Source organism: Geothermobacter ehrlichii, from assembly GCF_008124615.1.
GTDB classification, from domain to species: Bacteria; Desulfobacterota; Desulfuromonadia; order Desulfuromonadales; family Geothermobacteraceae; genus Geothermobacter; species Geothermobacter ehrlichii.
On record NZ_VNIB01000015.1, the window covers coordinates 65,289 to 87,729 of the forward strand.

Genomic DNA, 22,441 nt, shown 5'->3' on the forward strand with positions numbered 1-22,441 from the left:
GTGGACGTGTCCCTTGAATCCCTGCTCGAGAGTCTGAAAACCGGAACCGGTATCCGCCGCTCGCGTGCCGCCGCCGAGCTGGGACGGCTCGGTGAGGCCGCTGCGGCTCCCGCCCTGGTCGACGCCCTTGACGATGCCAACCCGACAGTGCGCAGCAATGCCGCCTTTGCCCTGGCCGAACTGGGAGTGAAGGAAGCGGCGCCGCACCTGGTTCGGCTGCTGCGGGACCAGGACGAATGGGTGCGCAAGAGCGCGGCCAAGGGACTGGGACTGCTGCGGGCCGAGGAAGCGGTGCCGCATCTCGAAGAAGCACTCAACGACCGTTCCGAACTGGTCCGTCGCAATGCCGAACGCAGCCTGCGGCAGATCAGGGAAAACTGACTTCGCGCGGTGAAAGGATAACTCCATGCGTCTGACCGTCGTCGGAACCGGCTACGTCGGTCTGGTCACCGGGGCCTGTTTTGCCGAAATGGGCCTGACCGTGACCTGTGTCGACATCGATGAAGCCAAGGTCGCGGCTCTGCGCCGGGGCGAAATCCCCATCCACGAACCGGGACTCGAGCCCCTGGTCAAGAGCAATGTCGCCGAGGGGCGACTCTCTTTTTCCACCAGCCTCGCCGAAGCGATGCAAAACTCCAGCATCCATTTCATTGCCGTCGGTACGCCTCCCGATGATGATGGCAGCGCCGACCTGAGTCATGTGCTGGCCGTCGCCCGCGATATCGGCCGCAACCTGGAGAGATACGCCGTCATCGTCGACAAGTCGACGGTGCCGGTCGGCACCGCCGACCGGGTGCGGCAGACCATCCAGGCCGAGCTGGACGCGCGCGGCGTGGACATCGAGTTCGACGTGGTGAGCAATCCGGAGTTTCTCAAGGAAGGGGCGGCGGTCGAGGACTTCATGAAGCCGGACCGCATCATCATCGGTACCGACAGCGAGCGGGCGGCGGAAAAGATGCGCCAGCTCTACGCGCCCTTCAACCGCAACCACCAGCGGACCCTCTTCATGGGCGTGCGCGACGCCGAGATGACCAAATACGCCGCCAACGCCATGCTCGCCACCAAGATCTCCTTCATCAACGAGATCGCCGTTCTCTGCGACCGGCTGGGGGTGGATGTCGAAAACGTCAGGCGCGGCATCGGTTCCGACCAGCGTATCGGCTACCACTTCATCTATCCGGGCTGCGGCTATGGCGGCTCCTGTTTCCCCAAGGATGTCAAGGCGCTGGTTCGTACCGCCCACGAAAGCGGCGTCGAGCCGACCCTGCTGCAGGCGGTGGAGGCGCGCAACCAGGCCCAGCGCCGTCTGTTGTTCGACAAGATCGTCGAGCGCTTCGGCGCCGACCTGTCCGGGCTGCACTTCGCCGTCTGGGGACTGGCCTTCAAGCCCGGCACTGACGACATGCGCGAGGCCTCCTCCCGGGTGCTGATCGAGGCGCTGACCTCTGCCGGCGCCAGCGTGTGCGCCTACGATCCGGTGGCGATGTGGGTTGCCCGGCGCGAATTCGCCGAAGATCTCTTTGCCGACGGCCGGTTGCAGCTGGCCGAAAACCAGTACGACGCGCTCGACGGTGCCGACGCCATGGTACTGGTGACCGAATGGAAGCCGTTCCGTTTTCCCGATTTCGGGCAGATGAAGCGGCGGATGCGCCGGCCGGTCATCTTCGACGGCCGCAACCAGTACGATCCGCGGATGGTGAAGGAGGAGGGGTTCGAGTATGCCGGTATCGGTCGACGGTGAAGGGTGACGGGTGCAGGCTCCGGGTCCCCCAGTCCCCAGCGCCCGCCTTTTTCCTTTATCTACGTTCATCAGCGTTTATCTGCGTCCCATAAACGCCTTTGATTTTTCAAACCCAAAAGACCAAAGAGGATGCTGATTGACGCTGATACACGCTGATTTGAAAACCCAAAATCCTTACTTTTCCGACCTTTAGCCTTATCGGCGTTCATCCGCGTCCATCCGCGGCTAAAAAACAGGTTTTATTCAACCGCCGATGCACGCTGATACACGCCGATGAAAACATAAAAGCATCTATTGCTTTTCAGATTTATCTACGTTCATCAGCGTTTATCTGCGTCCCATAAACGCCTTTGATTTTTCAAACCCAAAAGACCAAAGAGGACGCTGATTGACGCTGATACACGCTGATTTACTCCCCCCTGTGCTTTTTCAGGTCTTTGACTTCTCCTGCGTTTTCATCCGTGCCCCAAAAGAGCTTTTTTGCCATCTCGTTTTTCATTTTTTTTCGCGGTTTCGGGCGAAATTTGAGATTTTTTTGAGAATTGCCCATTAAGATAGGCTCAAAATCCCGCGTCGGCAAGCGCGACATGGATGTTGTCAACAGCGCGGGAAAGGGGGGATGCAGGACGGAACCGGCGTGCGGGATGACAAATCCATCGAAATCATGGAGGATGAAGATGAAAAGGATTCTTGTCGTTCTTTGTCTGGCCGTCGCCCTGGTTTCTCTTTCCCTGCCCGTTCCGGTGCTGGCCGCGCCGCAGGGACAGGCCGCCGTCGCCGGCGAAAAACAGGTGAACATCAACACCGCCGGTTCCGAGGAACTGGTGCTGCTGCCGGGAATCGGCAAGGTGACGGCCGAGCGGATCGTCGCCTACCGCGAAGCGAACGGTCCCTTCGCCACGGTCGATGACCTGGTCAAGGTCAAGGGGATCGGCAAAAAGACCCTGGAAAAACTTCGCGCTTTTCTGGTGACTGAGTGACTCGCCGGCCCGCCGAAATCATCGGCGGGCTTTTTTTACGTGCCGAAATGGGGTAGAAAGAACATCCGGATGGTCATCGAACCTTCATTGACCATAAAAGTCTGATGGACGGGGAGCCTCCCCGGGGAGTGGTACGCATGAAGATACTGGTGACCGGCGCCGCCGGTTTTATCGGTTTTCACCTCTGTCGCCGGTTGCTCGAGCGGGGAGACGAGGTGGTCGGTCTCGACAACCTCAACGACTATTACGACGTCAACCTGAAGAAGGACCGGCTGGCGCGACTGGTGCCGCACGAGCGGTTTCGCTTTGTCGAGATGGATCTGGCCGACCGGCCGGGCATGGCCGCCCTGTTCGCCCGCGAAGGTTTTCAGCGGGTGGTCAATCTCGCCGCCCAGGCCGGTGTCCGCTATTCCCTCGAAAATCCCCACGCCTATGTCGACGCCAACCTGGTCGGCTTCGTCAACGTCCTCGAAGGCTGCCGGCACAACGGGGTGGAGCACCTGGTCTTCGCCTCGTCGTCCTCGGTCTACGGCGCCAACACTACCATGCCCTTTTCCATCCACCACAACGTCGACCATCCCGTTTCCCTCTACGCCGCTACCAAGAAGGCCAACGAGCTGATGGCCCACACCTACAGCCACCTTTACCGGCTGCCCTGTACGGGTCTGCGTTTCTTTACCGTCTACGGACCCTGGGGCCGGCCGGACATGGCGCTCTTTCTCTTCACCCGCGCCATTCTGGCCGGCGAGCCGATCAAGGTGTTCAACCACGGCCGGATGCGGCGCGATTTTACCTATATTGACGACATCATCGAAGGCGTGGTGCGGATTGTCGACCGCGTCGCCGAACCGAATCCCGACTGGTCGGGGGACCATCCCGATCCCGGCACCAGCGCCGCCCCCTATCGCAACTACAACATCGGCAACAACAGCCCGGTGGAGCTGATGCACCTGATCGCCACTCTGGAGCAGGCCCTGGGCCGGGAGGCGAAGAAGGAGTTTCTGCCTATGCAGCCGGGGGATGTGCCGGCGACCTGCGCCGATGTCGACGACCTGGTGCGGGATGTCGGGTTTCGTCCCGACACGCCGATCGAGGTGGGGGTGCAGCGCTTCGTCGACTGGTATCGGGAGTACTACGGAGTTTAGACCGATTTTGCGTCCTTCGGTCGGATGAGGTTGGTCCGGGGTTGCGCCCCCGGACGGCGCCGTCCTCTTTTGCTGGCCCAAAAGAGGACGCAGAAAAGGGCCTTACGCCTGCGGCGGGCATTGCTGTTGCGCGGGTTCGGTGGGTCGAGGCAAGGTTCGGACCTGCCAGGTTGCGTCGGTGCCCCGGGCCGGCAGAAAAAGCTCCCCAACGAGCGGCAGGCCGCTCGATGGGCCGGGATGCACTGCCGCAGCCTCAACGGGGACGTTCCTGTATCGAACAGCCGTTTCCGTCGAGGCACCTCCGAACCGTTTGGCCCGTGTGAGCGCAGCGAGCCCGGGAACGATGCTTTTTCTGCTGCCACGAAGAAGATGCCAGCTTGTTTGGCGGCAGCGTTGAAAAGAGGCACCGGCTGTCGCGCCAGAAATAGAAAAAGCGTTTTTGCATCCTTTTTTCGCGCTTGAAAAAAGTAAGGCGCCTGGCGGGGCGCGACCCGCCGGTTTTGCTTTTGATTTTGCTTGCGACCTTGCGGTCGATGGACGTAGATCCGGGGTTGCGCCCCCGGACGGCGCCTTACTCTTTGGTGCTCCAAAGAGTAAGCAGAAAGAGCTTCGCCTGCGGCGGGCATTTCTGTCGCGAGGGTTCGGTGGGTCATTACAACGTCGGCTCAACCCGGAACGCCGGCTCTTCGGGCTCACAGAAAAATCTCCCCAACGAGCGGCAAACCGCTCGATGGGCCAGATCGTACCGCCTCAGCCCCGACGGGAACGTTTGTTGTCGAGACAAGCGGCACACATGGGGCAGCTCCGAAAAAACTGGCCCGTGTGAGCGCAGCGAGCCCGGGAACGATGCTTTTTTTGTGGTCACGGAGAAAGGGCGGTCAGTCTGGGCAACTGGTCGAAAAGGGCCACAGACCTTCGTGGCAGAAATAAAAACAAGCGTTTTTGCTTACTTTTTTCGCGCTGAAAAAAGTAAGGCGCCTGGCGGGGCGCGACCCGCCGGTTTTGCTTTTGATTTTGCTTGCGACCTTGCGGTCGGATGAGGTTGGTCCGGGGTTGCGTCCCCGGACGACGCCGTCCTCTTTTGCCGGCCCAAAAGAGGACGCAGAAAAGGGCCTTACGCCTGCGGCGGGCATTACTGTTGCGCGGGTTCGGTGGGTCGTTACAACGTCGGCTCAACCCGGAACGCCGGCTCTTCGGGCTCACAGAAAAATTTCCCCAACGAGCGGCAAACCGCTCGATGGGCCAGATCGTACCGCCTCAGCCCCGACGGGAACGTTTGTTGTCGAGACAAGCGGCACACATGGGGCAGCTCCGAACAAACTGGCCCGTGTGAGCGCAGCGAGCCCGGGAACGATGCCTTTTTGTTGCCAAGGAGAATAGACCAACCTTCTTGGCCGTAACGTTGAAAAAAGGCACCGGCTGTCGCGCCAGAAATAGAAAAAGCGTTTTTGCATCCTTTTTTCGCGCTTGAAAAAAGGATGGCGCCTGGCGGGGCGCGACCCGCCGGTTTTGTTTTTGATTTTGTTTGCGACCTTGCGGTCGGAAGGACATCCCGAAACCGAACGTCACTTTTGGAGCCTGCACATGCTGGAAACCATTGCCGCCATCGCCCGCGAGGCCGGTTCGGCGATCATAGAGGTCTACGCCGGTGATTTCGCCGTCGAACTGAAGGCGGACGCCTCGCCGCTGACCCGCGCCGACCGCGCATCGCACGCGGTCATCGTCGAGGGGCTGCAAGGCGCTTTCCCCGACATCCCCATCCTGTCGGAGGAAGGGCGCGACATTCCCTTTGCCGAGAGACGCTCGTGGCGGCGTTTCTGGCTGGTCGATCCTCTGGACGGCACCAAGGAATTCATCAAGCGCAACGGAGAGTTCACCGTCAACATCGCCCTGATCGAGGATGGCGTGCCACTGCTCGGCGTGGTCCATGTGCCGGCCATCGGGACGCTCTACGCCGGCCGGGTGGGCGAAGGGGCCTGGCGGCAGCGGGAAGGCGAACGGCCCGAGCCGATCGCGCCCCGCATACCGGCGGCCGGCGCCGGCCTGGCGGTGGTCATGAGCCGTTCCCATCCTTCGGCGGAACTCGACGCCTACCTGCAACAGGTCGATGTCGCCGAGGCGGTGCCGGTGGGCAGCTCGCTCAAGCTCTGCGCCGTCGCCGAGGGACGGGCCGACCTCTATCCCCGGCTCGGCCCGACCATGGAATGGGACACGGCTGCGGGGCAGGCGGTGGTCGAGGCCGCCGGCGGCCAGGTGCTGACCGCAAACGGTCAGCCGTTGCGCTACAACAAGGAAAATCTGCTCAATCCCTGGTTTGTGGTCAGTTCCGCCGGTTGGCGACCGCCATTGCCGGTGCTCGAGGAGGGGTGAGATGCAACCGATTCTGGTGACCGGCGGCGCCGGCTTCATCGGTTCCCATACCGTGCTCGAACTGCTTCAGGCCGGCCACGAGGTGGTGGTCGTCGACAACCTGAGCAACGCTTCGCTCGTCGCTCTCGAGCGGGTGGCGGAGCTGACCGGCCGCACGGCCCGGCTCGAAGTGGCCGACATCCGTGACCGGCAGGCTCTGAAGCGCATTTTCGCCGACTGTCGCCCGCGGGCGGTGATCCATTTCGCCGGCCTGAAGGCGGTGGGTGAATCGGTGGAAAAACCGCTGCTCTACTACCAGAACAACGTCGCCGGCAGCGCCGTGCTGTTCGAGGTGATGGCCGAGGCCGGCTGCAGGACCCTGGTGTTCAGTTCTTCGGCCACGGTCTATGGCGATCCGGCCGAATTGCCGATCCGCGAGGATTTCCCCACCGGCCCCACCAATCCCTACGGACGCAGCAAGCTGTTCATCGAGGAGATGCTGCGCGATTTGCACCGCTCCGACCCGGCGTGGCGCATCGCCATTCTGCGCTATTTCAATCCCGTCGGCGCGCATCCCAGCAGCCGGATCGGCGAGGATCCCAACGGCCGGCCGAACAACCTCTTTCCCTTCATCACCCAGGTGGCCGTGGGCAAGCGGCCACGGCTCGATATCTTCGGCAACGATTATCCGACCGTCGACGGCACCGGCGTGCGCGACTATATTCACGTGGTCGATCTGGCCATCGGCCACCTGAAGGCTCTCGACCGGCTCGACCGCGCCGACGGTCTGGTCTGTGTCAATCTCGGCACCGGCCAGGGCTACTCGGTGCTGCAGATGGTGGAGGCCTTCGAGCGGGTGAACGGGGTCAAGATTCCCCGCCGGATCGTCGCCCGTCGCCCGGGCGACATCGCCGCCTGCTGGGCCGATCCCGGCCTTGCCGAGCGCGAGCTGGGCTGGAAAGCCGAGCGGGGCCTGGACGAGATGTGCCGCGACGGTTGGAACTGGCAGCGGAACAATCCGGACGGGTACGGGATGGAATAAAGGGAAGGAGACTTCCCTTTTCGGGCATCTTGCGGATGGAGGCATGTTGAATGCCCGGGAATCGGCTTTTGCGACCTTCGGTCGGTTGCCATCAATCCGGGGTTGCGCCCCCGGACGGCGCCTGACTCTTTGGCGCTCCAAAGAGTAAGCAGAAAGAGCTTCGCCTGCGGCGGGCATTGCTGTCGCAAAGGTTCGGTGGGTCGAAGGTCCGCTTGTCCTACCAAGGAGCGTTGGTGCTCCGGGCCGGCAGGAAAAGCTCCCCAACGAGCGGCAGGCCGCTCGTTGGGCCGGGCCGTACCGCCGCAGTCCCGACGGGAACGGTTGTACCAGGATGGGCGTTTCCGTTGAGGCAGCTCCGAACAAACTGGCCCGTGTGAGCGCAGCGAGCCCGGGAACGATGCTTTTTCTGCTGCCACGAAGAAGATGCCGGCTTGTTTGGCGGCAGCGTTGAAGAGGCCCACAGGCCTTGGCGACTGCCATAAAGCCCAGCGTTTTTGCTTACTTTTTTCGCGCTGAAAAAAGTAAGGCGCCTGGCGGGGCGCGACCCGCCGGTTTTGCTTTTGATTTTGTTTGCGCCCTTGCGGTCGATGGAGGCTGATCCGGGGTTGCGTCCCCGGACGACGCCGTCCTCTTTTGCCGGCCCAAAAGAGGACGCAGAAAAGGGCCTTACGCCTGCGGCGGGCATTGCTGTCGCAAAGGTTCGGTGGGGCAAAGGTTCGTTTGTCCCGTCAAAAGAGCTTCAGCTCTTCGGGCCAACAGAAAGGCTTTCCCAACGAGCGGCAGACCGCTCGATGGGCCAGGTTGCACCGCCGCAGCCTCAACGGGGACGTTCCTGTATCGAACAGCCGTTTCCGTCGAGGCAGCTCCGAACAAACTGGCCCGTGTGAGCGCAGCGAGCCCGGGAACGAATGTGTTTCCTGCTGCCACAAAGAAATAACGGTCTGCTTGACGGAACAGTTGAAAAGAGCCACAGACTTTCGCAGCAGAAATAAAAACAAGCGTTTTTGCCTACTTTTTTCGCGTTGAAAAAAGTAAGGCGCCTGGCGGGGCGCGACCCGCCGGTTTTGCTTTTGATTTCCTGAAATCGGGAGTTGCCTGCCATGATGAATCTCAAGCCTGAAGTTGTTGCCCAACTGGAACGCGTGCTCAGTTCGGTGGAGATGTTGCTGCCCAAGGCACTGCCGCCCATCGACTGGTCGACCTGCCTGGCCGCCAACTGGCGCCGGCGCTCCTTTTCCGGCTGTCTCGAACCGGTGAAGAGAATCGATCCGACCACCCTGGATCAGCTGATCGGCCTGGAAGAACAGAAGGAAATTCTGCTGCACAACACCCTGCAGTTCGTCGAGGGTCTGCCGGCCAACAACGCCCTGCTCTGGGGCGCGCGCGGCACCGGCAAGTCGGCTCTGGTGCGTGCCCTGCTCAACGAGCTGGCTCCGCGCGGCCTGCGACTGATCCAGATCGAGAAAGAAGATCTCGATTCCCTGTCCGAGGTCTTCGCTGCCGTCGCCGACCAGCCCTACCGCTTCATCCTGCTGTGTGACGATCTCTCTTTTGAACTGGGAGAAAAGAGTTTCAAGATTCTCAAGAGCGCCCTTGACGGGTCGGTCTACTGCGCGCCGGACAACGTGCTGATCTATGTCACTTCCAACCGGCGCTTCCTGCTGCCGGAGCTTGGCAGCGACTATCTCGGCGGCAAGTACGTCAAGGGGGAGCTGCAGCCGAGCGAAACCCAGGAGGAGAAGGGCTCGCTGCCCGACCGGTTCGGGCTGTGGATTCCGTTTCACGTCTTCAACCAGGACCGCTACCTCGAAGCGGTTCGGCTCTGCATCCAGCGCCTCGCCGGACAGTACGGCATCGACATCCCCTGGACCAAAGAACTGGAAAAGATCGCCATCAAGTGGTCGCACGACAAGAGCAAGCGCTGCGGCCGCACTGCCCTCCAGTTCTCCAAGCACTATGTCGGCCGTTACTTGCTCGAAAAGGGGATCAAGGCGTAGCCTTGGGAAAGGGGACAGGGGCAGCCCCTCCTGTCAAAGGGGCTGTCCCTGTCGATTCCCGGGCAACAGGTTCTCACTGCCAAAGATACGAGTTCGCCCTGTCGTTGCCCCGGATGCGCAGAACCTTGCCGTACTGGGCGACGATGTAGGTCATGTTCCTGCTCACCCCCACCAGGCTGCTGCTTTCGGTAAAGCAGATGAAGAATCGCACGTCATTGAGGGTGCCGTCGGTGAGGGCCTTCAGCCTTTCATCCTTTTCGTACTGGTTCCCCCTCTGACAGTGAATGTCCTGCCGTTCAAGATCTTCCAGCGTCTGCTCCAGGTTGGCGCCGACGTAGCGGTCGCCGGTCACCGAGGCGATGCGTGACGCTGTCATGAGGTTGCAGCCTGAGAGTGCTAGCAGCAGCGCTGCAGTCAAAAAAATCGTTAGGAACTTCATCGGTCTCCTCCATGAGATTTGTTGCGGGCCTGTATCTGCCTCGGTCTGACTCACTCCGTTTTTTCCTCACACGGCCTTGCCACCCGGTCCGGCCCCATGAAGGTGCAGCGCTCGAACGGGGTGCCTTTGAGCGGGTAGGGGTTGCCGCTGGCTTCACGTCTGGCTCGTTCGGCGAGGTTGCGCAGGTAATGATCATAGACACAGGCATATATTGAAATATATTCGTCTCCAAGACACTTGATCTGGGTCGGCCCGAAATGTCTTTCCCACCAGGTCGGTGGCCTCATCGGTCTGTAATCATCGGTGTTCGGAACCGGAGGCGGGTTCGGGTTGAGTTTCAGTGACGCGAAGACCGGTTCCAGGATCTTTTCCAGGTCGAAGGCTTTGCGGCCGCGCGGTACCCATTGGGTAATAAGGATATCTACAGGACGGCGATCTGTTTGGCCTGGAACTACACACATGTACTCAAGAGTTTCATCTCTGGCGCCGATGTTGGCATTGGCAATCGGCTGCGGGTTGCCGGGGCCGTAGTCGATCTGCCATTCTCGCACGCATTGCAGGCCGGCTTTTTCCACGATGCTGATCTGGTAGCTCGGATTGGCCTTGAGCATCCTGGATTTGTGGTTGACATAGTCATCCCGAAAACGTTCGTAGATATAGTTGACGTCATCCCAATAGCCTTCCAAGTCAAAGAGCATATAGTGGTATGAGAAAACATTGATCCCGGCGATACCGAAGTCTTGTCCTTCATAAGAAAAAGTAACATCCTGGGTTTCTGGTGTGTATGAATATTCCCAGTGCTTATCCAAATAAATGTCAAACTCGAACCTTCCGATGTTGAAGTGGTCTCCTGCATCGGAACAGCTACCCATGATATGCTCTTCAGAATCGAAATCCGGTATTGTGATGCAGCCGCCCAGCGATAACAGGGCAAGCAGGATAAGAAATTTTCTCATGGTTTTGTTTTCCCTGGCAGCAGATTTTTTACTTTAGGTTCTCGGGGGCGAATGAGATCAATGACAGGCTGTTCACCGGCACAGAAGTCTCCCTGGCAGAGATAGTCGGAGTGCATTTCTGTCAGATTCGTAAAGGACAGGATTCCTCCAAGGAATTCAGGCAAAGTTTTGACATTCAAACCGAAAACGGAGCTGATCGGGTCGCTTTGGGGCAAACCGAGGACCTTGCCATCGGCATGCTGAAAACTCCCTTTGTTTTCGATCCTGGCATCTGTTATCGTTTTCTCCAAGTCTTTGGCATTGACCGGCGCCCCAAAAAACTGGAATTGCCAAGATTTGTCCAATTTCAAGTCTTGCAATGCCCGATAATTGAGTAAGGCTCCCTGGCTGTGCGACGCAGACTTCAAGTTAAGTTGGGCTTTTTTTACTGTTTCGTAAAATTTCTCCACATCCCTCGCATTGCCCGATTTGATGATCTCCCCCAAGAACTTGTCCCAGCCGCATTCGAGCAAGTCGGCGATCAGGCCGTGAGTCGGGTTGTAACCCTGGACGAACCTCATCGCTCCGGTCTGCTGGGCTCCATTGCGGATTGCCTCGACCAGCGTGTTGTTGATGCCGTTGGTGGAGACATAATCGGAAAAGTTTTTCAGCAGGGCAACCTGACTTTTGTCGGTGGGATCGAAATCTTCGTAACCATAGTATTTCAGTAGCGCTTTTGCCTCGGTCGGGTGTTTTTCCAGAATTGCCACGGCCTTGTAGTACATCATGTCGCCGGTCAAAAGAACCGGCAACTGGGTCAGCAGACCGCCGTAGTTCTCACCCGAAGCGACCAGACTGCTCTTCCCGAGTTTGTCCAGCAGGCTGTTGACCTGCCGAACCAGTTCCGCCTCGGTTGTGTCCCCCTGGGCCTCCAGCCTGTCATCCAGCAAGGACAGGTTATGGGCGGCCCTGCTCGCTCTTTGCCCATACTGTTTGAGGGTTGTTCCCCACTCTTCCCCCTCGCGCCTCAGTGTTTCCACCGGTTGCGTTGCCTGGTTGACCGCCTTGCCCAGGCTGTTGTCGCTCGCATAAAACTCGTAACGGTTCCCCTCGTCACGGGTGATTTCAAAGGCGCGGGAGGGATCCCTGTTCAGGCCTTCAAGGGTCTGTTCCGGTTCGTTCCGCACAACGATTTCTCCGGCGCCGACGGTCGCGCGGACGTCCTGTTCGCGTTCATGGTTGCCGTAGCTGCCCGAGGCGGTCCAGGACCCGAAGTCGCGCGATCCTTTGCCGGTGCCTGCATTCTGCCCGGTATCCACCTGCCGGTCGGCCTCCGCGGTTTTGGCGCCGTCATTCGTGGCTGTCGAAGATGAAGAGCCGGAGAAACTGACGCCGCCTCCCACGCCAGCGGACCAGGAGGTTTCCTTGTCAACACCATGTATGTCGCGATACCCGAGGCTGCCGGTCTCAAGGCGCAGATCATTGTCGAGGGACGCCACCATGCTGCCGTCGAGCTGGGTGTGGCCGCCGACGTTTATGTCTACCCGATCATCGCCGACCACGGCGCTCTGCTCCTCGACCCAGTTCTTGCGGCCATCCGCTTTTCCATACCCGGCGGAGAAACCGAAACCGCCTGTGCCGATGGTCAGGCTGCCGCGGAGTTGCCGTCCTTTTGCCGAGCCAGTATCAATTTGGGAGGCAAGAGTCAGGTCTCCTCCCACCTCCATTTTGACTGTAGCGCCTTCCAGCCGGCCGCCGGAGATGTGGGTGTCTTTACCGCTGGTGACCACCAGTCTGTCTCCTGCGTTGAGGTGAGCATTGTGGCTGGTCTCGCCTGTGCGGTCGAGTTCATTTCGTGCACCGCTGGCGCTGACATAGAGCCCGGCCATAGCCCCCGTCGCAGTGGTCCCGAACCCGAACCCAGCCTCTTTGCCAATGGAACGCTGGTCAAAGCTTGAAGTCGAGGCGTCGGTGGCTGCTGTGATGTCAAGGTTGTGCCCGGCCGCAATGGTCAGATCTTCGCCGGCAGCGATTTTGGTCCCCTCGAGCCGCATGTTTTCATTGCTGGCCATTCTGATGTCGCCTCCGGCTTGCAGACTGCCGCCGGCGCAGTGCTCCTGGTGGCTGGAAGACGAACCCCTCGATCCGCTCCCCCCGGCACCGATGCTGGCTGCTCCCTGTTGCCCCCGCAGGAACATGCCTGCCTGAAACTCCTTCTGCCTGCTGTCCCGGTTCCACTGGTCAACCTGTGCCTGCCAGTCGATGTTCCGGCCACGGACCTCCAGGTCGCCACCGGCGACAACCGAGGTTCCTTCGGCGACAACGTCTCTGGAGCCCGCCACCGACACGTCGCCCCCGGAAGCGATGGTCACAGCCTGTGCGGTTCTGCTGCTGTCGGTTGTCACCATGTGACTGCCGCCGATCCCGACCGTGACAGTGAGGGATGGAGACTTGAGGGCATCAACGGCATCGATGGTCTGCAGGGCACGCGACGCCCCGGTTACCGCGTTGTTGCTGTCGGCCGTAGCCTTTGCACTCTGCACAGCATTGCCGACTCCGTGCTGCAGCCGGGATGTGAAGCCGATACGGCTGGATTTGCTGAAACTACGCCAGGTCTCAAGGTTGTAGGCCACCAGGGTCCGCACGTCACCGCCGGAGCGGATCGTGACTTCGCCGCCGGCGGCAAGATCAGTTCCTCGGATCACGGCATTCTGCCCGGCCTGCACCAGCAGATTTGCCCGGGCGTCGATCCTGCCCGGCGAGACCGTCTGCATCCAGCCCTCGAGACCCGATTTTGTGCTCTCTCGCCCGGCAAAGATTTCAAACCCGTCGCTGTCTGCACTCATCCTGAAGCCCGTCATGCTTCGTTTGTGCAGGTGGTCTTCCCGGCTCTGCACCTCGGCATTGGCAAGGGTGATCTGATGACTGCTGCCGAGAACGACATTGTTGCCGGCCAGCTCAGCACCTTCCGTTGCCAGTTTCGTCCCGGCGGCGATCACCAGGTCCCCCTTGGTAACGGCCCGGGTGCCGACCTGTTCAACCTTCTGGCTGTGATCCAGGTCGGACGCGGACTGGGCCAGGCTCAGGGAGCCGTCCGACAGGCTCGGGATTGCCCGCCGCTTGCGACTGGTGGTTGTTTCGGCGCGGGCCTGGGTTGCCGTCGCCAGTTTGACCTCTCCCTTGTCCCCGGTTGCGAGCAGGGTCATACCGCCTGCTGAATCGAGCTGTGCCCCCCTGGTAACGATGACCCCTTTGGTACCGTTCGCCCGCAAGACAAGGTCACCGCCCGATTCGATCCGGGTGACCCGCGCCGTCTCTTGCAGCAGGTTATGGCTTGCCTCCCGGGCCTTGAGGAGCCTCGTTTTTGCCGAAGCGTCCCTCTCCCAGTGGCTGTCGGTTTCAGCATCGAGCCGGATGGCGCCTTCCCCGGAGCTCAGCTGCACCTCTCCCCCCGCAACCTGTGCTGCGGTCAGGGTGATGTCACGACCTGCCTCGATGTCGATCCGGCCGCCCTCAAGCCGGCTGCCGACCACCGTGGAGTCGGATTGCAGCTGTTCCCGCATTCGGGAAGAGGTCAGGCTCCTCTTCCTGCTGTAATCATAATCAACCCGCTCCTTGCGGGCGATGTCGAGGACGATGTCGCCGCCGGCGGCGAGCTGCAGGGTGCTTTCGGTACCTGCGCTGACGCGGCTGCCGGTCAGGCGCAGATCGCTGTTGTCTCCGGCCGCGACCAGGGTGACATGGCCTCCCGCCTGCAGGCTGTTGGCGTGACTCTGCTCCTCCCTGTGCTTTCGGCGTACCGTTTTCCTGTCACCCTCGGCGGCCAGGTGTTCGGCGTTGACGGTCGCGGCGGCGCCGATGGTGATCCCTTCCTGCGCCAAGGCGGTCAGGTTGCCACCGGCCTGCAGCCGGGCCGCCTCGGTGCGCAGGGAACCGCCGGCCTGCAGGTGCAGATGGTCACCCGCCTTCAGCTCGCTGGCGAACAGGTCCTGCTGCTGTCGGTGGTAGCCGTAACCCGCCTCGTTGCGCTCGGTCCGGTCCTCCTCGCGGATGGCGGTCAGCTCGATGTCGCCGCCGGAAGCCAGCTTCAGGCTGCCGCCGGCATCGAGGCGCGCGCCCTGCAGTCGGATCGCTTCTTCCGCGTGCAACAGCAGGTTGCCCGTGGCCGTGACCTCGGCGGTTCGTCCTTTCCGGTCAGCGGTGACGCGGGTGCCGTCGCGTTCGGTTTTGAGGCGGCGGGTCCGGGTCTGCAGTTCGATAGCGCCGTCCGCCCGCAGTGCGACCTCGTCGCCGGCGATGCGGCCGGAAAGGTTGCTCAGATCGCCGCCGGCGTCCAGTTCGACCTGGCCGCCGGTAATCTCACCGCTGTTGACCAGGTCGCCGGCGCGCAGGCGCAGGTGTTGCCGGCCGGAGATCATTCCGTCGTTGCGAATCTCGTCGATGGTCACCACCTCCAGCTCGTCCGCCGCCAGCAGGCTGCCGTCCGGCCTGAGGTCGTCCGGGCGCAGCCGGGCCAGGTAGAGGGTCGGCACCAGCGCTTTTTCCCGGCGGCCGTCCGGCAGGGTGACGGTCCGTTCCACCAGCCAGAGGATGTCGTGGGTCAGGGCGGCGGTCTGCTCCGCCGTCAGGGCGACTCCGACGGCCAGATCCAGCTCTTCGGCGGCCGCAACGCCGGCTTCCATCAGTCGGCGGAACCGCTCGAAACCGCTGCCGGCGTCGGCCGTGCTTGAGCTGCCCTGTTCGGCCGCCTGCCGGGCGACCAGACGCTGTTCGTAGAAGCCGTCGCCCAGGCGACGCAGGGTCCTGGCCGGATCGAGCCCAAGCTGCTGCAGCATCCAGTCGCTCGACAGAAAGCTGCCGTAGTCGGCAAAGCGCGGATCGGTTTCGATCAGGTAGCCGGCCTCCGGATCGGGGGTCGGGTGAAAGAGCCCCGTCGGTGGCAATGTCAGGCCGGTGTCGCTGGCGGACGGCGTTGTCGTGGACAGATCGTCGATCATCGCGCCGCTGGCGGTCACCGGGGTGTTCTCCAGGCTGCCGGCAAAGACCTGCAGCCGGCTGCCGGCTCGCATGCTTGCGGTGAGGGCGTCGACGACCCGCGTCTGCACGTCGTCCGGCCAGGGCCACCAGACGGCGTTGTAGCCACAGTGGCTTTCCAGAAAGCTGCAGGGGTCGTCCCAGACCACCAGGGACTCGGTTTCGGTGCGGGTCGTCTCCAGCAACCGGTAGCCGCGGTTGATCACCCGGCCGTGACTGACGGCGCCGGCGGCAAACAGATCTCCGTCGATCGTCACACTGCCGCCGGCGGCGACGGTGCCGGCGTCGTTGGTCAGCAGGCTGCCGACCAGAAGGGACAGGTCGCCACCGGCGATCATCACCGGTTCGGGCGTGATCAGCGAAAACCGGTCACGCCAGGAGTAGCTGGTGAGGCGACGCCGTGTTTCGTGGTGTACCACCGGTTCTCCCTTGGCCATCAGCACCCTGCTGATTTCGTCGCCGGGATGGATATGGCGGCCCGGATCGTATCCGGGGTAGTAGGTGATGCCGGCCGCATCGCCACTCTGGCTGAAGCTTTCGTACCAGGCGGCGATTTCCTTTCGCTGCTGAATCAGCACGTCTTCCGTCCAGCAGTACTGGCCCATTTCCGGATCGGTAAAACAGCTTGTCTGCTGTCCAATCCCGGGAACGTCGGCATGAAAGCGGATGAACTTTCCGTCCGGGTCGTGCTGCACGATGTCGGAAACCGGAACCGTCTCGGTGCGCACGTCGCTGAAGTGCTGATATTCGACGATGGTGCCGCAGACATCCGAATCGCCTTCGAGCCAGCAGCCATAGTAGCTGACCGCCCGGTCGTAGCCGGGATAGAGGCCCAGGTCGAGCCGGACGGTGTCGATCAGGTCGGTGGCGATGCGTATCTCCTTGCGGCGGTTGTCGATCCGGTCGGCGGCAAGCAGCAGGTTGCCATCCGCTTCGATCAGGCTCCCCTCGTTGACGATGCTCTCGGCCGGGATCGAGGCGTCGCCGCCGTCGATCCGCAGGTCGCCAAGACTGAAGAGGGTGGCCTGATCGAGATTGTCGACCCGCCGGGCGGCCAGATGCAGGCTGCCGGTGGCGGCGATCAGGGCGTCGGGTCCACGATTGACGATATTGCTGGCGCTCAGCTCGGCGCGATCCGCCAGCATACCGCCCCGGTTGCTGATGCCGGCGGCACTGCCGGTGAGCAGCCCGGCCTCGATACGTCCTTCGTTGGCCAGTTCGCCGGCCAGCGAAAAAGTCAGCTCCTGAGCGGCCAGCAGGCCGCCGCCGACGTTGTCTGTTCCGGCGGCGAGCAGCGAGAGCGTACCGTCGGCGAGCAGACTGCCGGCATTGTCGAGCCGGCCGCCGAGTCGCAGGTGCAGTTCGCCTGCCTGGGCCACGCCCCCGGCCGGGTTGCTCCAGCCGTCCACCAGGTCGATGGTCATCGACATCCCGGCCAGCAGCAGGCCGCTGCCGGCGACGGTCTGCGCCCGCAGGCCGATGTCGCCTTCGCCTATCACCCTTCCCGAACCGTTCTCCAGAATGCCCTCCAGATCGAGTGTCGCCGGTCCCGCGCTCCAGATCGTCCCTGCAGCGTTGTCGAGATCGCCCGCAAGCCCCAGCTCGAGACCTTCGGCGACCAGCTCGCCGTCGCGGTTGACCATTTCGCCGGCGGCAATAGCTGCCCCTCCCGTCGCCAGCAGGCTTCCGTTGCTGTTGTCGAGCCGTCCGGCGAGGGTGATCTTCAGCCCGGCACGGCCGTCGGCCTGTCCCGCGGCGTCGAAGCCGGCGGCTATCAGGCCCGACTGCGTCAGGGTCGTCCCGCTCAGGGTCAGTCCGTTTTGGCCGACCAGAATCCCCTGCTGATCGATCGCTCCCTCGCTGTGCAGCTGCAGCTCGCCCCGGGCCCAGGCTCTGCCCGTCATCTCCAGGTTGGCGGCGGCGAAACGCAGGTCGCCACCGCTCTGTGCCCGGCCGGCGAAATGCAGGTCGCCGTCGGTCTCGAGCTCCAGCCGATCTCCGGCCGCGGCCAGATCGCCGCTCACCGCCACGCCCAGCCCGGCCTCGGTGCCGATCAGGCGGATGCGGTCGGCGTAGAGGCCACCGAGCAGACCGACGTCGACGGCCAGACGCGGCTTCTCGCCGGCCTCGCCGGGCAGGATATCGATGCCCAGATCGCCGTACCCGATCCGGTTGCGGCCGGCGATCAGGTTCAGCTCGCCGGCGTGCAGGGCGCCGTTGACGGCCAGCGACCGGGCCAGCAGGTCGACCCGGCCGTCGGTTGCCAGTCCGTCGCCGGCGACGGCGATGTCGCCTTCCTCGACCTGCAACCCGGTCAGCCTGCCGGCGGTGTCGAATTCCGGCCGGCCCGTTGTCAGCGTCACCCGGCTGCTGTTGATGAAGCCGCAGCCGTCACAGGTAGTGCCGTTCGGATTGGCGATGATCAGCTCGGCCTGCTCGCCGGCGATCTCGGCGAAGCCGTTCAGCAGTGACCGGTCGGTGCCGGTGACTTCGTTGAGAATCAGCCGCGCCGTACCGTCGGCCAGGTTCGGATTGCCCTCCACCCAGCCGGCCAGTTCGGTGCGCGCAAGAAGGCGGGCGTTGTTCAGCACCAGCCCTTTCGGATCGATATCGAACCGTCGGTAGCGGTTGTGCGAAACGCCACCGGCATTCGGCCGGTTGATCTGCACCAGTGGCAGGCCGTTGGCTGTCAGCTCGATTCTCGGCCCCATCCGGTCGGCGGCCACCGGTCCGGCCGCAGCCAGGCCGGGTTGCAGCAACAGAAAAAGACACAGACTTCCCGTCACCTTCTTGCGCAGTCGTGACATGATCCCCTCCATGGGATTAGGCCGATGTGCCAGGGTGATGCGTTTATTCAGTTTATGGATGCCCGGCCCGGATGAGCCGCATGCTTTTTCAAAGCCGTCAGGGTTTTGTTTTCATTGGCATTCATCCACGGCTAAAAACCAAAGATTTTTTTAACCGCCGATGACGCCGATGCACGCAGATTGAAAATCCCAAACAGTAATTTCTGTTTTTACTTTTCTCCGCGGCTCTGCGCCTCGAGTGAGCAAAGTGAACGGGCGCGAGGCCCTGGGTTTACCTTTGTCCGCGTCCATCTGCGGCTAAAACCCAGGACGCCGATTGCATCAATGGAAATATCAAATTCCCCAGCTCATCCGCACGGTGACCGCCGGTTGTGCGGTTCGCAGCCGGTCCGGCTTTTTCAGCGGCCAGCCGGCGAAGGCTTCCAGGCCCAGCCTGTTCCATCTGCCGCGCAGTCCGACAACCGCTCCGGCCAGTTCCTGTCCGCCCGGCACGGCCGCCGACGGTCCGCCGACGCGACCGTAATCCAGTCCCGCGAACAGATCCGGCCAGGATCGGGGCAGATCCAGTTCGGTTTCACCCCTGGCGAAGAAGCCGCGTTCGGCGCTCAGGGTCTGTTCACCGTCGAAACCGCGTACCGTCCAGGGGCCGCCGATGGCGATCTGGTCGGCTGTGAACAGCGGCGTCGCACTGTACTGGACGTGCAGAACAACCTGGGAATTCAGCCGCAGCGGCCCGGCCTGCCAGGGGTGTTCCAGGTTCAGGTCAAAGGTCTGCAGCCGGTAGAAAAAGGTCGGGTCTTCCGGCTGCCGGCCGGGAAAATCCCGGCGGGCGCCGAACCAGGGCATCCCCCGGCGGTGGGTCAGCTTCCAGTAGAGGAGGGTTTGGCCGAAACGGACCGTTTGCCTTAGGCCAACGCCCAGATCGGTCTGCCGTCGCCGCTGTACACCGATCTCGACATCCTCGATGAAGCCGCGACTGGAGCGGGTGGCCAGGGAAAGATCGATGTCGAGTTTCTGTTGCCGGTCGCGGCTCAGCGTCCGGGAGAGGAAGACGCCGAAACGTCGGCTTTCGCCGCTGCTGGTGAAGTCCTGGTTGATGCCGGCCACCGTCTGCCGCCAGCTGTCGCGGGAGAGATCGATGCCGAGCCGCCACCAGCCGAGAGGCAGGCTGTAGGCGAGGCGCAGGTTTTCCGCCCGGTGACGGTTTACGTCTCCCGGCGTTCCCGTCCAGTCCAGGTCGAGCTGTCCGCTGTGGGCGAAGGGACTGTCCAGTTTCAGGGTCGTGCCCGTGCGCCAGGGGCCTGTTGCCCGGGAGCCGGTATTGTCCAGGGTCAGGGAGAGCCGCCACGGTCTGTTCTGGCGGACGTGGATCAGCAGGTCGCTTTCCCCCGGCCGATCCCCCGGTAGCAGGTCGAGACGGACATCCCGGCTCGGCAGCTGCATCTGTTCCAGCCCCTGTTCGAGGGCGCGGATGTCGATCAGATCGCCTGGTCGCAGGGGGAGGGCGGCCGTACTGAAAGGGCCGGTGACGCCTTCGACGCGGATGGCGCGCAGCCGGCCGGGGATCAGTTCCAGCCGCAGCCGGCCGGGGGCCAGGTTCTGGGCGGGGATGCCGACGCGGGTTGTCGTGTAGCCCGCCTCGAGCAAAAGCGAGGTCAGGTGCCTGACCAGCCTGTTGATCCCTTCGACGCCGACGCAGCGGCCGCGCAGGGTCGCCATCGCTTCCTGCAGAAAGGCGAGTTTCCCGCCCGGTTTCAGCAGGTCGGCCGTTTCCGGGTGTTCGGTCTGCAGGGCGGCAGGAATGGCGATGGTCGGTTCGGTGATGACAAAGCAGCGTTCTTCGGCCGGCAGCTCGAAAGGAACGGCTTCGACCTCGCGCTCCAGCCGGGAGGCCGGCGGCGTGCGCTCCACCTGTCGGCGTTCGTACTCCCGCTGCTGGCGCAGGCGCTGCTCTTCACTGGCGGTGTCGGTGACGGCGGCCAGTGCCGAGGTGGTCGGGACCAGCAGAAGAAGCATGAGGGGCAGCAGGACTGCCAACGGGAAAAGGGGCCCCGCCGTCTGGTTCGGCGGGGGTGCACATCCATGTGCCATAAGCCCTCCATGAGCAACACTGCATGGCATAACGGCCACATATCATTGCATAGTAGCGGAATGGTATACAGGTGTCGCGAAAGCTGTCAAGCGCCCGACATTAATGAAAGTTATTTTTTCGAGACTGTCGAAAGAGAATTTGCTGGCATGAAACGGCTGGTCGCAGGTGAGGTGAGGGGCATTCGTTGGGCGCCCGCTGATTTTTTTTGAGATTTTTTTGCGATCCCGGTCCTATAATGCCGCGGTTCCGACGATCCGCTTGACCATCCATCGTCTCGGTTTTAAGGTACGGTCACGATCAACCATTTTGCCCTGGCGGCAGCAACGGAGAAACAATTATGGCGAAAGTCGCACTGATTACCGGCGTCACCGGCCAGGACGGAGCCTACCTGGCAGAATTTCTCATCGGCAAGGGGTACATCGTCCACGGCATCAAGCGCCGGGCCTCCCTGTTCAACACCGACCGCATCGACCATCTCTACCAGGACCCGCACGTCGAGAACCGCAACTTCATCCTGCACTACGGCGATCTGACCGACTCGACCAACCTGATCCGCATCATCCAGCAGGTGCAGCCGGACGAAATCTACAACCTGGCGGCCCAGAGCCACGTCGCCGTCTCCTTCGAGACGCCCGAATACACCGCCAACGCCGATGCCATAGGCACCCTGCGCATTCTCGAGGCGATCCGTATTCTCGGGCTGGAGAAGAAGACCCGCTTCTACCAGGCGTCCACCTCCGAGCTGTACGGTCTGGTGCAGGAGATTCCGCAGAAGGAAACCACTCCCTTCTATCCGCGTTCGCCCTACGCCGTCGCCAAGCTCTACGCCTACTGGATCACCGTCAACTATCGCGAGGCCTACGGCATCTACGGCTGCAACGGCATCCTCTTCAACCACGAATCTCCCCTGCGCGGCGAAACCTTCGTCACCCGCAAGATCACCCGCGCCATGGCCCGTATCGCCCTCGGCCTTCAGGACTGCCTCTACCTCGGCAACCTCAACGCCCTGCGCGACTGGGGGCACGCCCGCGACTACGTCGAGATGCAGTGGCTGATGCTGCAGCAGGATCAGCCGGAGGATTTCGTCATCGCCACCGGTATCCAGCACTCGGTGCGCGATTTCGTCAACGCCGCCGCCGGCGAACTCGGCATCAGCCTGTGCTGGCAGGGCGAAGGCGTCGACGAGACCGGGATCGTCGAGGCGATCGACACCGGCAAGGGCGCGGTCAGCGAGGAGCTCGCCGCCCGGCTGACCGGACAGACCATCGTGCGCGTCGATCCGCGCTATTTCCGCCCCACCGAGGTCGAAACCCTGCTCGGCGATCCGAGCCGGGCGCACGCCAGGCTCGGCTGGCAGCCGAAGACCAGCTTTGCCGAGCTGGTGGCCGAGATGGTGCGTGCCGATCTCGAGACCGCCCGCCGTGACGAACTGGTGAAGCGGCACGGGTTCAGGGCGTTCGATTATCACGAATGAGATACGGGATGAGATATTTGCGACTTTCGGTCGATGGAGGCTGATCCGGGGGGGCGCCCCCGGACGGCGCCTTACTCTTTGGCGCTCCAAAGAGTAAGCAGAAAGAGCGTCGCCTGCGGCGGGCATTTCTGTCGCGAGGGTTCGGTGGGTCGAGGCAAGGTTCAGACCCGCCAGGTTGCACCGCCGCAGCCACAACGGGGACGTTCCTGTATCGAACAGCCGTTTCCGTCGAGGCAGCTCCGAACAAACTGGCCCGTGTGAGCGCAGCGAGCCCGGGAACGAATGTGTTTCCTGCTGCCACGAAGAAATAACGGTCTGTCTGGGCAACTGGTTGAAAAGGGCCACAGACCTTCGTGGCAGAAATAAAAACAAGCGTTTTTGCTTACTTTTTTCGCGTTGAAAAAAG

The 22,441-nt window shown here is 62.3% G+C and carries 12 protein-coding genes; 8 read left to right on the forward strand and 4 right to left on the reverse strand.

All coding sequences use genetic code 11. The features are described from left to right. Positions 1–6: 6 nt before the first annotated feature. From EDC39_RS13540 to EDC39_RS13575, 7 genes are all read left to right on the forward strand, one after another. Positions 7–381 (forward strand): HEAT repeat domain-containing protein, encoded by a 375-nt coding sequence (locus tag EDC39_RS13540; protein ID WP_187426809.1) that lies wholly within the window; start codon positions 7–9, stop codon positions 379–381. Positions 382–406: 25 nt separating this feature from the next. Further along, entirely contained in the window at positions 407–1,741 is a 1,335-nt protein-coding gene (locus EDC39_RS13545; protein WP_148896928.1) for a UDP-glucose dehydrogenase family protein, read from the forward strand. A gap of 677 nt (positions 1,742–2,418) precedes the next feature. Beyond that, positions 2,419–2,721: a ComEA family DNA-binding protein gene (locus EDC39_RS13555; RefSeq protein ID WP_222862889.1), complete on the forward strand. Its 303-nt coding sequence runs from the start codon at positions 2,419–2,421 to the stop codon at positions 2,719–2,721. A gap of 137 nt (positions 2,722–2,858) precedes the next feature. Continuing rightward, positions 2,859–3,866: an NAD-dependent epimerase gene (locus tag EDC39_RS13560; RefSeq protein WP_148896931.1), complete on the forward strand. Its 1,008-nt coding sequence runs from the start codon at positions 2,859–2,861 to the stop codon at positions 3,864–3,866. A 1,584-nt stretch (positions 3,867–5,450) separates the two neighbouring features. Then, positions 5,451–6,236 carry a 3'(2'),5'-bisphosphate nucleotidase CysQ gene (gene cysQ, locus EDC39_RS13565; RefSeq protein ID WP_148896932.1) on the forward strand — a complete coding sequence of 262 codons (786 nt, stop codon included), beginning with the start codon at positions 5,451–5,453 and terminating at the stop codon, positions 6,234–6,236. Between the two features lies 1 nt (position 6,237). Then, positions 6,238–7,257: a UDP-glucose 4-epimerase GalE gene (gene galE, locus EDC39_RS13570; protein ID WP_148896933.1), complete on the forward strand. Its 1,020-nt coding sequence runs from the start codon at positions 6,238–6,240 to the stop codon at positions 7,255–7,257. A 1,100-nt stretch (positions 7,258–8,357) separates the two neighbouring features. Continuing rightward, entirely contained in the window at positions 8,358–9,254 is an 897-nt protein-coding gene (locus EDC39_RS13575; RefSeq protein ID WP_148896934.1) for an ATP-binding protein, read from the forward strand. A gap of 73 nt (positions 9,255–9,327) precedes the next feature. On the opposite strand, the gene EDC39_RS13580 is transcribed toward EDC39_RS13575, so the two are convergent. The 4 genes from EDC39_RS13580 to EDC39_RS13595 form a co-directional block, all read right to left on the reverse strand. Continuing rightward, on the reverse strand, positions 9,328–9,630 hold the full coding sequence (locus tag EDC39_RS13580; RefSeq protein ID WP_148896935.1) for a hypothetical protein: 303 nt from the start codon (positions 9,628–9,630) through the stop codon (positions 9,328–9,330). A 113-nt stretch (positions 9,631–9,743) separates the two neighbouring features. Beyond that, positions 9,744–10,649 (reverse strand): hypothetical protein, encoded by a 906-nt coding sequence (locus tag EDC39_RS13585; protein WP_148896936.1) that lies wholly within the window; start codon positions 10,647–10,649, stop codon positions 9,744–9,746. Beyond that, complete coding sequence (locus tag EDC39_RS13590) at positions 10,646–18,469, reverse strand: hemagglutinin repeat-containing protein (protein ID WP_187426810.1); 7,824 nt, start codon at positions 18,467–18,469, stop codon at positions 10,646–10,648. The genes EDC39_RS13585 and EDC39_RS13590 overlap by 4 nt, the downstream gene beginning before the upstream one ends. Before the next feature lie 333 nt (positions 18,470–18,802). After that, positions 18,803–20,485, reverse strand: coding sequence for a ShlB/FhaC/HecB family hemolysin secretion/activation protein (locus tag EDC39_RS13595; protein WP_187426811.1), 1,683 nt, complete (start codon positions 20,483–20,485; stop codon positions 18,803–18,805). A gap of 413 nt (positions 20,486–20,898) precedes the next feature. On the opposite strand from EDC39_RS13595, the gene gmd reads away from it, so the two are divergent. Further along, entirely contained in the window at positions 20,899–22,035 is a 1,137-nt protein-coding gene (gmd, locus tag EDC39_RS13600) for a GDP-mannose 4,6-dehydratase (RefSeq protein ID WP_148896939.1), read from the forward strand. Positions 22,036–22,441 lie beyond the last annotated feature (406 nt).

Excerpts from the sequence above, each read along its gene's own strand:
- EDC39_RS13580 (WP_148896935.1), bottom strand. The coding sequence starts at position 9,630 with ATGACAGCGTCACGCATCGCCTCGGTGACCGGCGACCGCTACGTCGGC.
- EDC39_RS13575 (WP_148896934.1), top strand. The coding sequence starts at position 8,358 with ATGATGAATCTCAAGCCTGAAGTTGTTGCCCAACTGGAACGCGTGCTC.
- EDC39_RS13545 (WP_148896928.1), top strand. The coding sequence starts at position 407 with ATGCGTCTGACCGTCGTCGGAACCGGCTACGTCGGTCTGGTCACCGGG.
- EDC39_RS13590 (WP_187426810.1), bottom strand. The coding sequence starts at position 18,469 with ATGTCACGACTGCGCAAGAAGGTGACGGGAAGTCTGTGTCTTTTTCTG.
- EDC39_RS13595 (WP_187426811.1), bottom strand. The coding sequence starts at position 20,485 with ATGCTTCTTCTGCTGGTCCCGACCACCTCGGCACTGGCCGCCGTCACC.
- EDC39_RS13585 (WP_148896936.1), bottom strand. The coding sequence starts at position 10,649 with ATGAGAAAATTTCTTATCCTGCTTGCCCTGTTATCGCTGGGCGGCTGC.
- gmd (WP_148896939.1), top strand. The coding sequence starts at position 20,899 with ATGGCGAAAGTCGCACTGATTACCGGCGTCACCGGCCAGGACGGAGCC.
- EDC39_RS13555 (WP_222862889.1), top strand. The coding sequence starts at position 2,419 with ATGAAAAGGATTCTTGTCGTTCTTTGTCTGGCCGTCGCCCTGGTTTCT.
- cysQ (WP_148896932.1), top strand. The coding sequence starts at position 5,451 with ATGCTGGAAACCATTGCCGCCATCGCCCGCGAGGCCGGTTCGGCGATC.
- galE (WP_148896933.1), top strand. The coding sequence starts at position 6,238 with ATGCAACCGATTCTGGTGACCGGCGGCGCCGGCTTCATCGGTTCCCAT.
- EDC39_RS13560 (WP_148896931.1), top strand. The coding sequence starts at position 2,859 with ATGAAGATACTGGTGACCGGCGCCGCCGGTTTTATCGGTTTTCACCTC.